This is a genomic window from Kribbella flavida DSM 17836, assembly GCF_000024345.1.
Classification (GTDB): domain Bacteria; phylum Actinomycetota; class Actinomycetes; order Propionibacteriales; family Kribbellaceae; genus Kribbella; species Kribbella flavida.
The window spans coordinates 5513970-5527786 of sequence record NC_013729.1; the positions used below are offsets into that span (position 1 = coordinate 5513970).

The 13817-nt window shown below is 71.0% G+C and carries 15 protein-coding genes; 4 read left to right on the forward strand and 11 right to left on the reverse strand.

Annotation, left to right across the window (positions count from 1 at the left end):
• Nucleotides 1–68 precede the first annotated feature (68 nt).
• The 8 genes from KFLA_RS25345 to ald all read right to left on the reverse strand — a co-directional run bounded on the left by KFLA_RS25345 (nt 69) and on the right by ald (nt 8501).
• Entirely contained in the window at nt 69–803 is a 735-nt protein-coding gene (locus KFLA_RS25345) for a pseudouridine synthase (RefSeq protein WP_012922682.1), read from the reverse strand.
• Entirely contained in the window at nt 796–2817 is a 2022-nt protein-coding gene (gene scpB, locus KFLA_RS38455; RefSeq protein WP_012922683.1) for an SMC-Scp complex subunit ScpB, read from the reverse strand. The genes KFLA_RS25345 and scpB overlap by 8 nt, the downstream gene beginning before the upstream one ends.
• Nucleotides 2814–3824: a segregation and condensation protein A gene (locus KFLA_RS25355; protein ID WP_012922684.1), complete on the reverse strand. Its 1011-nt coding sequence runs from the start codon at nt 3822–3824 to the stop codon at nt 2814–2816. Before KFLA_RS25355 ends, scpB begins: the two co-directional genes overlap by 4 nt.
• Nucleotides 3825–3830: 6 nt before the next feature.
• Entirely contained in the window at nt 3831–4226 is a 396-nt protein-coding gene (locus KFLA_RS25360) for a hypothetical protein (RefSeq protein WP_012922685.1), read from the reverse strand.
• Complete coding sequence (locus tag KFLA_RS25365) at nt 4211–5278, reverse strand: ParA family protein (protein ID WP_012922686.1); 1068 nt, start codon at nt 5276–5278, stop codon at nt 4211–4213. The genes KFLA_RS25360 and KFLA_RS25365 overlap by 16 nt, the downstream gene beginning before the upstream one ends.
• Nucleotides 5279–5478: 200 nt before the next feature.
• A complete protein-coding gene (locus KFLA_RS25370) occupies nt 5479–6408 on the reverse strand; it encodes a serine hydrolase domain-containing protein (protein ID WP_012922687.1) in 930 nt (309 codons plus the stop codon).
• Between the two features lie 9 nt (nt 6409–6417).
• Nucleotides 6418–7359, reverse strand: coding sequence for a site-specific tyrosine recombinase XerD (xerD, locus tag KFLA_RS25375; protein WP_012922688.1), 942 nt, complete (start codon nt 7357–7359; stop codon nt 6418–6420).
• 26 nt (nt 7360–7385) lie between these two features.
• On the reverse strand, nt 7386–8501 hold the full coding sequence (gene ald / locus KFLA_RS25380; protein ID WP_012922689.1) for an alanine dehydrogenase: 1116 nt from the start codon (nt 8499–8501) through the stop codon (nt 7386–7388).
• Between the two features lie 346 nt (nt 8502–8847).
• Here ald and KFLA_RS25385 point away from each other — a divergent pair, with 346 nt between their 5' ends.
• Nucleotides 8848–9738 carry an alpha/beta fold hydrolase gene (locus KFLA_RS25385; RefSeq protein ID WP_202797021.1) on the forward strand — a complete coding sequence of 297 codons (891 nt, stop codon included), beginning with the start codon at nt 8848–8850 and terminating at the stop codon, nt 9736–9738.
• Here the strand turns inward: KFLA_RS25385 and KFLA_RS25390 are convergent.
• Nucleotides 9716–10300: a dihydrofolate reductase family protein gene (locus KFLA_RS25390; protein WP_012922691.1), complete on the reverse strand. Its 585-nt coding sequence runs from the start codon at nt 10298–10300 to the stop codon at nt 9716–9718. The two genes, KFLA_RS25385 and KFLA_RS25390, sit on opposite strands and share 23 nt — an antisense overlap.
• A 174-nt stretch (nt 10301–10474) precedes the next feature.
• Between KFLA_RS25390 and KFLA_RS25395 the strand changes: the two genes are divergently transcribed.
• A complete protein-coding gene (locus KFLA_RS25395) occupies nt 10475–11305 on the forward strand; it encodes an LLM class F420-dependent oxidoreductase (protein ID WP_012922692.1) in 831 nt (276 codons plus the stop codon).
• Nucleotides 11306–11360: 55 nt separating this feature from the next.
• Here KFLA_RS25395 and KFLA_RS25400 read toward each other — a convergent pair whose 3' ends face one another.
• Nucleotides 11361–11798 carry a cupin domain-containing protein gene (locus tag KFLA_RS25400; protein ID WP_012922693.1) on the reverse strand — a complete coding sequence of 146 codons (438 nt, stop codon included), beginning with the start codon at nt 11796–11798 and terminating at the stop codon, nt 11361–11363.
• Nucleotides 11799–11853: 55 nt separating this feature from the next.
• Here KFLA_RS25400 and KFLA_RS25405 point away from each other — a divergent pair, with 55 nt between their 5' ends.
• Nucleotides 11854–12468: an HIT family protein gene (locus KFLA_RS25405; RefSeq protein WP_012922694.1), complete on the forward strand. Its 615-nt coding sequence runs from the start codon at nt 11854–11856 to the stop codon at nt 12466–12468.
• 1 nt (nt 12469) lies between these two features.
• Here KFLA_RS25405 and KFLA_RS25410 read toward each other — a convergent pair whose 3' ends face one another.
• The gene (locus KFLA_RS25410) at nt 12470–12793 is read right to left on the reverse strand and encodes a hypothetical protein (RefSeq protein ID WP_012922695.1); all 324 of its coding nucleotides are present in this window, start codon (nt 12791–12793) and stop codon (nt 12470–12472) included.
• A 68-nt stretch (nt 12794–12861) separates the two neighbouring features.
• Here KFLA_RS25410 and KFLA_RS36270 point away from each other — a divergent pair, with 68 nt between their 5' ends.
• Nucleotides 12862–13800: an alpha/beta hydrolase gene (locus KFLA_RS36270; RefSeq protein ID WP_012922696.1), complete on the forward strand. Its 939-nt coding sequence runs from the start codon at nt 12862–12864 to the stop codon at nt 13798–13800.
• Nucleotides 13801–13817 lie beyond the last annotated feature (17 nt).

The window sequence follows — 13817 nt, forward strand, 5'->3', positions numbered from 1 at the left end:
GAACGGCCGAACGGTGCTCAAAGTGCGGAACGCGGGCGCTCGGGGAGCGGGGGAAGGGACGCGCGGGGTCAGAGGTTGACGAGGTCGAGGAGTTGGCCGAGTTCCTTGGGGTCCAGCTCGCGGAGCTCGCCGGTGTGCAGGTTGCCGCGGCGGACCGGGCCGATGGCGGTGCGGGTGAGCCGCTTGACCGGGTGGCCGACGGCGTCGAACATCCGGCGGACGATCCGGTTGCGGCCTTCGTGCAGGGTGATCTGGATCAGCGTGCGGCCCTTGATCTCCGACATCACCTTGACGGTGTCGGCCTGGGCGAAGCCGTCCTCCAGCTCGACGCCGTCCAGCAGCCGGCGCAGCACGATCGGCTTGACGTTGCCGTCCACCTCCGCGACGTACGTCTTGGAGACCTCGTACGACGGGTGCGCGAGCCGGTGCGCGAACTCGCCGTGGTTGGTGAGCAGCAGCAGTCCCTCGGTGTCGGTGTCGAGCCGGCCGATGTGGAACAGCCGCTCGGGCCGCTCCTGCACGTAGTCGGCGATGCACGGACGCCCCTGCGGGTCGGACATCGTGGTGACGACGCCGCGGGGCTTGTTCAGCACCAGGTACACGTGCGCGGTCACCGGCGGGATGCGCTCACCGTCGACCCGGATCACCGACACGGCCGGGTCCACCCGGGTACCGAACTCGGTGACGACCGCGCCGTCCACCTCGACCCGGCCCTGCTCGATCAGCAGCTCCGCGTTCCGCCGGCTGGCGACACCTGCCTGCGCGAGCGCCTTCTGGAGCCGGATCCCGTCCTCTTCAGTCATCACTACCGCTACGGTACTGCGCCCCCGCTGCCCCCAGCTCCTCAGCCGCTGCCAACCGGTCCTCGTCGGCCTGCTCACCGGCGTCACTCCCGGAAACCGAACCGCCCGACCCGGCGTCGACGCCCGAGCCCACGCCGCCGACCGAATCCGCGGCGAAGCCCGAGCCGGCCTCATCACCCGAACCGGCGTCGTAGCCCGAGCCCGCGTCGTCGCCCGAGCCCGCGTCGTCGCCCGAGCCCGCGTCGTCGCCCGAGCCCGGGTCGTCGCCCGAGCCGGCGCCGGCGACCTCATCACCGGAGTCCGCGTCACCGATCGCGTCGCGCCCACCCCTCAGTCGCTGCTCCGCGTCGTCGCCACCCTCGGGGCCGGCGCCAGCTCCATCAGCCGAACCGAGCTCGTCTTCCAGCTCTTCGCCCGAGCCGAGGTCCACGGCGATGTCGTCGTCCGCGCCGAGGGCGTCACCTTCCAGCTCCTCCGCCGCCTGCAGCCGCTCGCCGTCCTCATCCGCCCCGTCGCCGGAATCGTCGAGGTCCCCGCCGCCACCGGGCAGCAGTACGCCGTCCGCCGCGTCCCCGGTCCCGCTGCCGAGCCCATCGCCCGCCTCCCGGCCACCGAACCCGCCGCCAGACTCCTGCCCGGACCCGCCGCCAGACTCCTGCCCGAACGCGTCACCAGACTCCCGCCCGAACGCATCGCCGGCCCCCTGCCCGAACGCGTCACCGGACTCCTCGCCAGCGACTCCGACGCCCGACTCCCCGCCGAATCCACCACCCAGCTCCTGGTCGAAGCCGTCACCCGACGCGTCGGTGTCGAACCCATCGCCCGGCTGGTCGCCGTCCGTCGTGCCGGCTTCGCCATCACCCGGCTCCCCGGTCTCGGGGTCCTCGGTTCCACCATCCCCGATCTCGGGGAACTCGGCCGGATCGGCCTCCTCCTGCTCGAGCTCGGTATCCCCGCCGGCCTCCAGCTCCTCGGCCGGCGCCAGTTCGTCCTCGCTCTGCTCCAGGTCCAGCTCTGGCTCGTCGTCGCGCACCAGATCCCCGTCGATCCCCGGACCGGCCGCGTCGGTCGCCGCGCCGATGTCGGAGGTGACAGCCTCGTCGGCGTCCGCGGTGGCGTCGGCGCCGGCGGTCGCGGTCTGCTCGGCGGAACCACCTGCGGTCTCGCCGGGCGCGACGTCTTCGGGGGCCGGGGTGTTCTGGGCGGCGAGCTCTTCTTCCACGTCGTCCATCTCCGGGAGGTAGGGGGCGAGTTCGGGCAGGTCCTCCAGACTCTGCATACCCATTCGCTCGAGGAAGTAAGAGCTGGTCCGGTACAGCGTCGCCTGCGACTCGGTGTCCGCGCCGGCCTCCTCGACCAGGCCGCGGCTGATCAGCGTCCGCATCACGCCGTCCACGTTGACGCCGCGGATCGCCGAAACCCGCGCCCGGCTGACCGGCTGCTTGTACGCGACCACCGCGAGCGTCTCCAGCGCAGCCTGCGTCAACCGCGCCTGCTGCCCGTCGAGCACGAAGCGTTCGACGTACTGCGCCTGCTCCGGCCGGGTGTAGAACCTCCAGCCGCCGCCGATCTCCCGCAGGTCGAACCCACGCCCCTGCTCGGTGTACTCCTCGGACAACCCGGTCAGCGCCTCCGCGACGTCACCCGGCGGCCGCCCGACCGCGCGCGCCAGGGTGAGCACCGGCAACGGCTCGTCCGTCACCATCAGAATGGCCTCGAGCGCCCGTCGCATGGTGACGTCGTCGATGACCACCTCACCACCGGCGCCGCCAACCCCCTCCAACGGCAACTGCCCGTCGTCCACCTGGTCGGCTACCACGTCGGCGTCGGCATCCCGCTCGACAACCTGCTCACTGGTCGCCACCGACTCCAGCGCATCCGCCGTCGCCGCGTCGGCCAGCTCCGCCGCACCGTCGCCGGCGTTCGCCTCTTCCACTCCGGCAGCCGCGTCGGCCGGGGTCGACGTGGCGTCCTCGGTCCGCGGCGTGTCGGTCGGGGTGTGCTCTTCGGTCACTGATTCACCGTTTCGTTCGCATCGCCTGGCTCGGGGGTGGAGGCCGGGTCGGGCGGGTCGTCCTCGGTGACGGGTTCGCCGGTGGCGAGGAAGTCGGCGATGTGGTCCTCGGTGACCTCAGGCGCCTCACCCTCGGCGGACTCCGGCGGCACCACCTCGTCGAACTCGTCGCCGACCGCGATCTCGCCCTCGTCGGTGCCGGTCCACCGGATCGTCAGCTCCCCCAGCGGCGTCACCTGCTCGAACGCGACCGCCGCCTCCCGGAACAGCTCCAGCAGCGCCAGGAACCGGCAGACCGTGGTCACCGTGTCCGGCGAGTCCGAGACCAGCGTGCGGAACGTCGTACTGCGCTGTCTGCGGAGCCGGTCGACGATCACCGCGGCCTGCTCGCGCACCGTCACCGCCGGCGCGTGCAGGTGGGCCAGCGACACGCCTTCGGGGATGTTGTTCCTGGGCGCCATCGCGGCCGCCGCCAACGCGGCGAACTGGTCGGGCGTGACCCCGAGCAGCACCTCGGGCAGCAGTTCGGCGAACCGCGGCTCGACCCCCACCGCGCGCGGGAACCGCCGCCCCTCGTCGGCCATCCGCTGCTGGATCAGCGCGGCGATCTGCTTGAACGCCCGGTACTGCAGCAGCCGCGCGAACAGCAGGTCCCGCGCCTCCAGCAGCGCCAGGTCCTCGGCGTCCTCGACGTCACCCTGCGGCAGCAGCCGGGCCGCCTTCAGGTCGAGCAGCGTCGACGCGATCAGCAGGAACTCCGAGGTCTGGTCCAGGTCCCACTCCGAGCCGAGCGCCTTGATGTGCGCGATGAACTCGTCGGTGACCTGGGACAGCGCGATCTCGGTGATGTCCAGCTTGTGCTTGCTGATCAGCTGCAGCAGCAGGTCGAACGGGCCCTCGAAGTTGACCAGGTGGACGCTGAAGCCCTTGCCGGAGCTCACCGGCGACTCGGCGTCCGCGGCGCCTGGCAGGTCGATCGGCAGCTCGGACGTCGAGGTGTCGGGCATGACCGGTTACTCCGCGGCGGCCCGGAGCCGCTGCACCAGCACCGAGTCGGGACCGTGGTCGACGAAGTCGGCCAGCAGCACGTCGATCGCCTCCCGGACGATCCGGCCCCGGTCGGCGGTCAGCCCGTGCTCGGCGCGTAGCGCGAGCCGGGTCTGTTCCAGCCCGAGCAGCTCCTCCTCGGTCACGTACACGGTGATCTTCGTGTCGTGCCGGATCCGGCCGCTGGACTTGCGGTCCTCGACCACGGCCGTCCGCGACCGCCCGGTGGCGCCGGCACGGTCGGCGAGTGCCGGTCCGTCCTGGGCGCCGCGGGTCTCCTGGCGCTTCTCGGGTCGGGTCTGTTGCGGTGCCGCACCCCCGAACAGCTCGCTGGCACCTGGCAGGCTCACCCGGCGGGACAACGCGCCAGCACCTCCTTGGCAAGGTCGCGGTACTGCATGGCCGCTTGGGACGAAGGGGCGTACGTCGTGATCGGTTCGCCGACGACGGTGGTCTCGGGGAACTTGACGGTGCGCCGGATGACGGTGTGGAAGACGCGCTCGTCGAAGGCCTGGACGACCCGGTCGAGCACCTCCCGGGCGTGCGTGGTCCGGCCGTCGAACATGGTGCCGAGAATGCCGACGATCTCCAGCTTCGGGTTCAGCCGGTCCTGCACCTTGCCGATCGTGTCGGTCAGCATGGCGAGCCCGCGCAGCGCGAAGAACTCGCACTCCAGCGGTACGACGATGCCGTGCGACGCGGTCAGGGCGTTGACGGTGAGCAGGCCCAGCGACGGCGCGCAGTCGATCAGGATCACGTCGTAGTGCGGGATCACCGGCTCCAGCACGCGCTGCAGCGTGTACTCCCGGGCGACCTCCTGGACCAGCTGCACCTCGGCCGCGGACAGGTCGATGTTGGCCGGCAGCAGGTCGAGGTTCTCGACCTTGGTCGGCTGGATCACCTCGTCCGGGGTGATGTCGCGCTGCATCAGCAGGTTGTAGACCGACAGCTCCAGGCTGTGCGGCTGGACGCCGAGCCCGATCGAGGCCGAGCCCTGCGGGTCGAAGTCGATCAGCAGCACCTTGCGCCCGGTCTCGGCGATCGCGGCGCCCAGGTTGATGGTCGTCGTGGTCTTGCCGACGCCACCCTTCTGGTTGCACATCGCGATCACCTGGGCGGGTCCGCGCCGGGTGGGCGGCAACACGTCCGGCAGGTCGGGAACCGGCCGGCCGGTCGGCCCGATCTTGTTCCTCGGGCCGTGCGGGTCATTCACAGGTGCGATGTCCTCCGCGGTGAGCTTGGCCGTGGGCCTCGGCATCTCCGCATAGTTGTCCGGGATGATCGGGCGCTGCGGCTGGCCCGGGTCGGCGGGAGCCACCGGGTCCTGCTGCGCGCTGGGCGGTACGGGTGCCGGCGTCATCGGTTCCGTCGACGGCGACAGGTGCTGGGTGCCCGGGAATGTCGACTCGTTCATGACTCGTCAAACCTTTCAACCGATGCGGGCGATCCCAGCGACTGTAGGCGTGCATTCAAGCACTCTCAAGCGGCCACTCCGCAGCGGGGTCCGGTCGTTTCCGGTCGGCATCGCCCAGCGGGCCGCTCACCTTCGTCCGGTGACCGACCGTGCAGGAATGATCGCACAGGGTTCGATCGGCTTGCCGGACCGGGTCCGGGTCAGCGTGTCCGGAGTACCGGCAGCAGCCGGCGGCGAACCAGGTCGAGCGCGGGCGCCCAGTCCGGCGGCAGGTCGTCGGCCGGCGGCGGTCCGAACCTGAAGTTCGGGAAGCCGGTCGTCACCACCACGGCGCGTGCTGAAGGCACCACCAGGACGTGTTGCCCGGCCCATCCGCCGGCCAGCAGCATCCCGTCGTCGAGCCAGACGAGGAACCCGTACGGCAACTGCTCCGGCGGACCACCGGCCGAGGACGGCGTCACCAGCTGCGAGAAGTAGTCCGGGTCGATCAGCCCGTGCCGACGCGACTCTCCGCGGTCGAGCCAGAGCTGACCGAGCCGGCCGAGGCTGTCGGCGCTGATCCGCAGATGCGCGTGACCGTACGTCACGCCGTCCGGATCGGCGAGCCACTCCGCGTCCGTGATGCCCACCGGCTCGAACACCTCCCGGCGGGCGAAGTCCCCGAGTGACTCCCCGAGCACCTGACCGGCCGCCGCCGACAACAGGTGCGCGGCGCCGTCGTCGTAGGCGAACGTCGTACCGGGCTCGGTGAGCTGAGCCGCTCGCGCGAAGCGTTCGACCTGTCCGCCCGGCAGCGCGACGACCTCGTCGGTGTCGTCGACCTCCGCGCCACGCGTCATCGTCAGCAGGTGACGCCAGGTGTGCGGCTGCCCACGCAGTACCGGCAGGACGTCGCCGAGCGGGCTGTCGAGGTCCGGCAGCAACCGCCGCCGGGCCATCACTCCGAGCGCCGTCGCCAGCACGGTCTTGGTGACCGAGAAGACGTCGGACACCAGCGGCCCACGCAGGTGCTCGTCCACCACAGTCGTACCGTCCACCCGGACCAGGAGATGGCTCGTGTGCGCGTACGGCGACCGGGTGGTTGCGGCGAGCACCTTTTCGGCCGCGTCCAGCACGCGTCGATGGGTCATCAGGTCACGCTACGGAGCCGACGACAAGGCCCGCGGGTGGGACGTCGCGTAGACCTCGCGCAGCTTGTCGACGGTGACCAGCGTGTAGACCTGGGTCGTCGTCACCGAGGCGTGGCCGAGCAACTCCTGCACCACCCGGACGTCGGCGCCGCCGTCGAGCAGATGCGTGGCGAACGAGTGGCGCAGCGTGTGCGGCGAGATCTCCTTGCTGATCCCGGCCCGCTGCGCCGCGCGCCGCAGTACCGTCCAGGCGCTCTGCCGCGACAGCCGGCCGCCCCGGGCGTTGAGGAACAGCGCGTGCGTCCCGCGACCGCGGGCGACCAGATCGGGCCGGCCGCGCACCTGGTACGCCGAGAGCGCTTCGCGGGCGTAGGAGCCGACCGGGACGACACGTTCCTTGCTGCCCTTGCCGCGGAGCAGCACCTGCCCGGACTCCAGGTCGACGTCGTCCACGTCCAGCCCGACCGCCTCCGAGATCCGGGCGCCGGTGCCGTAGAGGAACTCCAGCAGGGCCGCGTCCCGGGTCGCCAGGACTGCGGGTTCGGCGTCGGCACCGGCCGCGGCCGCGAGGATCCGGGTCACCTCGTCGACGGACAGGGCCTTCGGCAACCGCTGCGGCGGGACCGGCGGCTTCACCGCGGCCGCCGGGTCGATCACGGTCAGCCCTTCCCGCAGGCAGAACTTGTGGAACCCCCGGACGGCGACGACCGTGCGGCCCGCGCTGGACGCGGTCAGCGGCGGGTGATGCTCGTCGCCCTCCCGCAACCGCATCAGGAAGTCACCGACGACCGCTTCGGTGACCCGGCCGAGCGCGGAGATGCCCGCGCCGGCCAGGTACTCGTCGTACCGGCGCAGGTCCCGCCGGTACGACGCCAGGGTGTTGGCGGCCAGCCCGCGCTCGACCGTCAGGTGGTCGAGATAGGCGCTGACCGCCCGCCCGATGTCACTCATGCGGAGCAGTCTGCCCGCTGCACCGGTCAGACCAGGACCTCGTCCAGCTTCAGCTGGTCCAGATCGTGCGCCTCGGCGACCGGCCCGTAGGTGACGTGCCCGTCGTGCGTGTTCAGCCCGAGCGCCAGGCTGTGGTCGGACTTCATCGCCTCCCGCCAGCCGAGGTTGGCCAGCTCGACGGCGTACGGCAGCGTCACGTTGGTGAGCGCGTACGTCGACGTGTTCGGCACCGCGCCGGGCATGTTCGCCACGCAGTAGAACAGCGAGTCGTGCACCCGGTACACCGGGTCGGCGTGCGTCGTCGGCCGGGAATCCTCGAAGCAGCCGCCCTGGTCGATCGCGATGTCGACCAGCACGCTGCCCGGCTTCATCCGCGACACCAGCTCGTTGCTGACCAGCTTCGGGGCCTTCGCGCCCGGGATCAGCACGGCGCCGATGACCAGGTCGGCCTCGAGCACCGCGCGCTCGATCTCGAACGCGTTCGACGCGACCGTGCGCAGGTGCCCCTGGTAGATCTTGTCGGCCTCGCGGAGCCGGGCGATGTTGCGGTCGAACAACTGCACCTCGGCCTGCATGCCGAGCGCGATCGCCGCCGCGTTCATGCCCGACACCCCCGCGCCGATCACGACCACCCGGGCCGCGTGCACGCCGGAGACGCCACCCATCAGCACACCGCGGCCACCGCCGTTGCGCATCAGGTGGTACGCGCCGGCCTGCGGCGCCAGCCGGCCCGCGACCTCGCTCATCGGCGCCAGCAGCGGCAGCGACCCGTCGGGCAGCTGGACCGTCTCGTAGGCGATGCCGGTGATGCCCGACCGGACCAGCGCGTCGGTGCACTCCTGGCTCGCGGCCAGGTGCAGGTAGGTGAACAGCACCTGGTCGCGGCGCATCCGGTGGTACTCCTCGGCGACCGGCTCCTTGACCTTGAGCACCAGCTCCGCGTCGCCCCAGACCTCGTCGGCGGTCGGCACGATCCGTGCCCCGGCGGCGACGAACTCCTCGTCGGTGAGCAGCGAGCCGGAGCCCGCGCCCTGCTCGATCAGAACCTCGTGCCCGTTGCGCACGAACTCGTGCACACCGGACGGGGTGATCGCCACCCGGTACTCGTGGTTCTTGACTTCTTTCGGAACTCCGACCTTCACTGCTCGCCCTTCTTCCGTGTCCAGGGAATGCGGCCCACGTCGCTGTGTCCGCGGCCCGGCGGTCGAGGGGTTGTGCTGCCGAGTCGCTGCGAGTGTAAGCCCGCAGGGTTCATACCACTGCAGTGGATGGTCTTGTCCCGCGACGACGCGCGGGAGCACTCTCCTGCGGAACGATCACACTCTTTTCGAAGACGCCGCAGCGCCTCCTGAGGTTGGCCGTCGGCCCCGCGCCGGCGTTTTCTTGACGCGATCTTTTCCTCTCCACCCGGTTCGGGAGAGCTCTGCCCGTCCGGTTCCCCGCGCAGAAACCTGAGGCCCGGCCGCCGGTTTGCCGTGCTGCCCGCCGGTGAACAGGCAGAGCATGTTCACCGGTTTCGACCTGAAGACGACCGACCTCACCGAGACGTCCGTGCAGTACCGGGTGGGTGGCGACGGACCGCCCGTCCTGCTGCTGCACGGCTTCCCGCAGACGCACGCGTGCTGGCACCAGGTCGCCCCGGAACTTTCGAAGACGCACACCGTCGTCGTACCGGACCTGCGCGGGTACGGCGGGTCCAGTCCGGCCCGGCAGGACAGCGTCGCGGCGTACGGGAAGCGGGCGATGGCCAAGGACCAGCTGGAGCTGATGGAAGCGCTCGGTCACGACAGGTTCAGCGTCGTCGGCCACGACCGCGGCGGCCGGGTCGGCTACCGGCTGGCGCTGGACCACCCGGAGCGGGTGGACAAGCTCGTCGCCCTCGACATCGTGCCGACCGCGGACATGTGGGCGGCGGCCGCCGGTGAACCGGAGGAGAAGCTCGAGGACTGGCACTGGAACGTGCTGTCCCGGCCGGAGCCGGAGCCGGAGAACCGGCTCACCCCGGACTATCTGTTCCCCGACGGCAGCCCGTCGATCTCGCCGCACGAGATCGCGCTGGACCCGGACGCGCTGGCGGACTACCTGTCGGCCCTGGACCGGCCCTCCGTGCGGCACGCGATGTGCCAGGACTACCGCGCCGGCGCCACCGTCGACCGCGAGCTGGACGAGCAGGACCTCGCCGCCGGCCGCACGATCGAGTGCCCGGTGCTGGTCCTGTGGGGCAGCGCGGGCGACCTGCCGCAGTGGTTCGACCCGATGCAGACCTGGTCCCGCTGGGCGCCGAACCTCCAGGGCGAGGGCCTCGGCTGCGGGCACTTCATCCCCGAGGAATCCCCCAAGACCCTGCTCGACCGTCTCACGACGTTCCTGGACGCTTGAGCCGGTAGCCCAGTACGGCGGTGCCGTCGCCGAGGACCTGCTGCCGGGCCGGGGTCAACCCGACCGGGGCGAAACCGCCGCCGAACAGCGGGACACCGCCGCCGGCCACCACCGGGTAGACCTTCACGACCAGTTCGTCGATCTCGGCCAGCAGCTGTCCGGCCAGCATGCCGCCGCCGGCCAGGTAGATCCCGCCGCCGTCGGCCTGCTTGAGCTCGCGGATCGCACCGAGCGGGTCGGACGGGATGACGGTCACATCGGGGTCGATGTCGGCGGCGAGGGTGGACGACACGACGTACTGCCGCAGATGCGGGTACGGGCTGGTCACGCCGGCGTCGAGCGCGAGCGCGTAGCTCGCCCGGCCCTGCACGATGGTGTCGAAGTGCTTGCCCGGCCCGGACAGACCGAGCTGAGCCCGCACCTGCCCCGGCAACGTCTCCGGGTACTGCGTCGTGACGAACTCGAGCAGCTCCGGTGAGACCGCGAACATCCCGAGCCCACCGTCCGGCTCCGCGATGAACCCGTCCAGGGAGGTCCCGATGAAGTAGGTCAGCGTCCGCATCGCACGATGCTAGAACCCCTCGAGCTCACGCCGCCGATCGCCGACTCCGCAGTGCTTGTCGCCTCAATCATCGTTGAGTGCGGACGGCCTGTCGGCAAGACTGGCTCCGTCGCCGGAATGGCTGCTCTCCGCCCGGAGTTGCCCGAAGGGAAGCGTCAACGAGAGGAGCACGACGTGGCGGTCGAACTGGGACGGTTCGGGGTCTGGCACCAGCCGCACAAATGGGGTCCCGAGCTGGCCGCCGGTGTCGAGCAGCTCGGGTACGGCACGCTCTGGCTCGGCGGCTCCCCCACCGCGGACCTGCGCGACGCCGAGGTGCTGCTCGCGTCGACCGCCGCGGTCACCGTCGGCACCAGCATCGTGAACATGTGGAAGGCCGACGCGGCCGAGGTCGCCGCGTCGTACCACCGGCTGGAGGAGGACCACCCCGGCCGGTTCCTGCTCGGCGTCGGGATCGGTCACCGGGAGCACACCGGCGAGTACAAGACGCCGTACGAGACGATCGTCGACTACCTGGACGCGCTCGACGAGGCCAAGGTCCCGGTCGAGCGCCGGGCTCTCGCCGCGCTCGGCCCGCGCGTGCTCAAGCTGTCCGCGGCGCGCACCGCCGGTGCCCTGCCCTACCTGACCACGCCGGAGCACACCCGTCAGGCGCGCTCGCTGCTCGGCGACGGCGTCCTGCTCGCCCCGGAGCACAAGGTGGTGCTGGAGACCGACGTCGAGATCGCCCGGTCGATCGCCCGCGACTACCTGGCCGGCTACCTGGTGCTCAGCAACTACACGAGCAATCTCCGGCGCCTGGGCTTCGAGGACGACGACTTCGCGAACGGCGGCAGCGACCGCCTGGTCGACGCGCTCGTCCTGCACGGCACCGCCGTCGAGATCGCCGAAGGCCTCACCGCGCACCTGGAGGCCGGCGCCGACCAGATCGTCGTGCAGCAGCTCGGCAAGGAAGGCCCGGACCTGCTGCCCGGGTACGAGGCGCTCGCCACCGTTCTGCGCTGATCCCTCCCTCTGGGGCTCAGGTGACTGTTGCCTGAGCCCTTTCCCCGGGGCGTCCTCAGCGAAGCGTGAAGTCCGCGAAGTCGAAGCCGGGCGTGACGATGCACGACACCAGCACCGCCTCGTCCGCCACCGGCCGCGCCGCCTGCCAGGCCCCCGCCGGTACGACGACCTGCGGCTGCTGCCCCGCCTTCACGTCCGGCCCGAGCGTGATCGACTCCCGCAGCTCGGGCTCGTCGCCGACCCCACCGAGCTCCAGCGTCAACGCTCCCCCCGAGTGCCACAACCAGATCTCCGCCGACCGCACCTTGTGCCAGCGGGACTGCTCGCCCGGTCCCAGCAGGAAGTAGATCGCGGTCGCGCTGGCCCGCTGCCCGTCGTACCCGTCGGGCTCGAAGCCGACCTCCGACCGCCAGGTCTCCCGGAACCACCCGCCCTCCGGATGCCGCGCCAGGTCCAAAACCTCGGCCAACTCGGGCCGCTGCTCGATCGCCATGCCGAAACCGTATCTCCGGTGACGTCCCGGCCCCCGGGCGGGCAGAGTGCTCTGCATGACGTCCACCGAGCGCCCGACGGCGTACCACCAGCGACTCCCGTACGGCGAACGCGTCTCCGCCGAGCCCGTTCTCGGCGGTCCGTTCTTCGCCTTCGACGGCGACCTGCGGGTCGTCCCGCTCGCCGAACCGGTCATCCCCGAACCACCCCGCTCCGGCGAACCCGGCGGCGCCCCGTGCCCCACCTGCACCGAGCCGGAGTCGGCCGCGATCTGGGCCGACGACCGCTGGATCCTCAAGGCCGGCTTCGAGCCCACCGGCCTGCCGATGGTCGCCCTGCTGGTGCCCCGCGAGCACTTCCGCCTCGACAACCTGCCGGCCGAGCTGACCGCCGAGCTCGGCCCGATGATCCAGCGCGTGGCCGGCGCGATCCGCCGCATCGACGGCGTCGCCCGCACCCACTTCAGCCGCTTCGGCGACGGCAGCGAGCACTTTCACGTCTGGTTCTTCGCCCGCCCCGCCGGTTTGATGCAACTCCGCGGCCCGCTGCTCTCGCTCTGGGGCGACCTTCTCCCCCACGTCCCGGTCGAGGAGTTCCGCACCAACACCCGCACCGTCGCGACCGCCCTCACCGAACACTCCGGCACACCCGTGGGCATCGCCGCCGGCTGAGTCAGTCGGTTCCCGTGCGCTGACGCCGGTCGTACAGGGCGTACACCCCGGTGGCGACCAAACAGGCCCAAAGGTAGGCGTTGCAGACCACCCGCTCAACGAGCCCGCGATCACCCGCGGGCTCACCAGTGACCAGCTCCCACAGAATCCGGCCGATCACATTGCCGACGACAAGCAACCCCAGCCGCGCCAAAGTCCACAGAAACCACCGCGGCACCCGCGGCCCGGTGATGGTGTTGATGTCGAACAACCTCCGCACCACCCCAGCAGCACCACCGACGCCCACCGCCGCCGCAGCCCCACCCTGCTCCACCCGCTCGTCCACCCGCCCAGTCTCACACTTCGAAGGGTCCCGCCCCGTGGCCACGTGTAGTGCCGGGTACCTGAGCGAGCATGGCTCTTCATCCGCAGGCTGCCGCGTTTCTTGACCGGCAGCGGCGAGCTGGTGTCCGAGCGTCGCATCAGCTGACCGTTGCGCAGGCTCGTGTGCAAGCCGAGTCAGTTGACGATCCTGCTCGTGAGTCGGTGGCTCGGGTCATCGATGTGCTTGTACCCGGACCGGACGGCGACGTACCGGCCCGCGTCTACAGTCCGGTCTGCCCGGTCGGTGTGGTGCTGTATCTCCACGGTGGGGGCCATGTGACCGGCACTGTGGACAGCTATGACGGGCTGACCCGTCGCCTGGCCAACCGGGTGCCGGCCACCTTGGTCGCGGTGGACTATCGCCGAGCACCTGAATACCGCTGTCCGGTGGCGGTCGACGATGCCGAGGCTGTGTATCGGTGGTTGCTGCCACGAGCCGCGGAGTTGGCTCCGGCCGGCGCCGGACGGGTGGCGATAGCCGGTGACAGCGCTGGAGGCAACAACGCCGCAGTCCTGTGCCGTCGTCTGCGCGATGCCGGAGCGCCGTTACCGGTACTGCAGGTGCTCGCCTACCCGCCCGTCGACGCGGTCGCTTACCGCGATCAAGATGCTTACCCCAGCTATCGCGAGTGCGGAGAGGGCTTCGGGCTGGTCTACGAGGACGGGTTGTCCTACTGGGACCACTACCTCGGTCCTGACGGCGACCCGTTCTCGCCGGATGCTTCTCCACTCCGGGCCCCGTCGTTGGCCGGCCTCCCTCCGGCCTATGTCCTCACCGTCGAGTACGACGTGCTGCGTGATGAGGGACAGGCCTACGCCGAGCACCTGCAAGCCGCGGACGTGCCGACAGTGCACCGACGCTGGAACGGGCATCTTCACGGTTTTCTCGGGAACCCCGGCGCGTTCGACGACGCCGATACCGCGCTCGACGAGATTGCCCAGGCGCTCCGTACGAGGCTGGCTGCCTGACGTCGGCAGCTGACGCA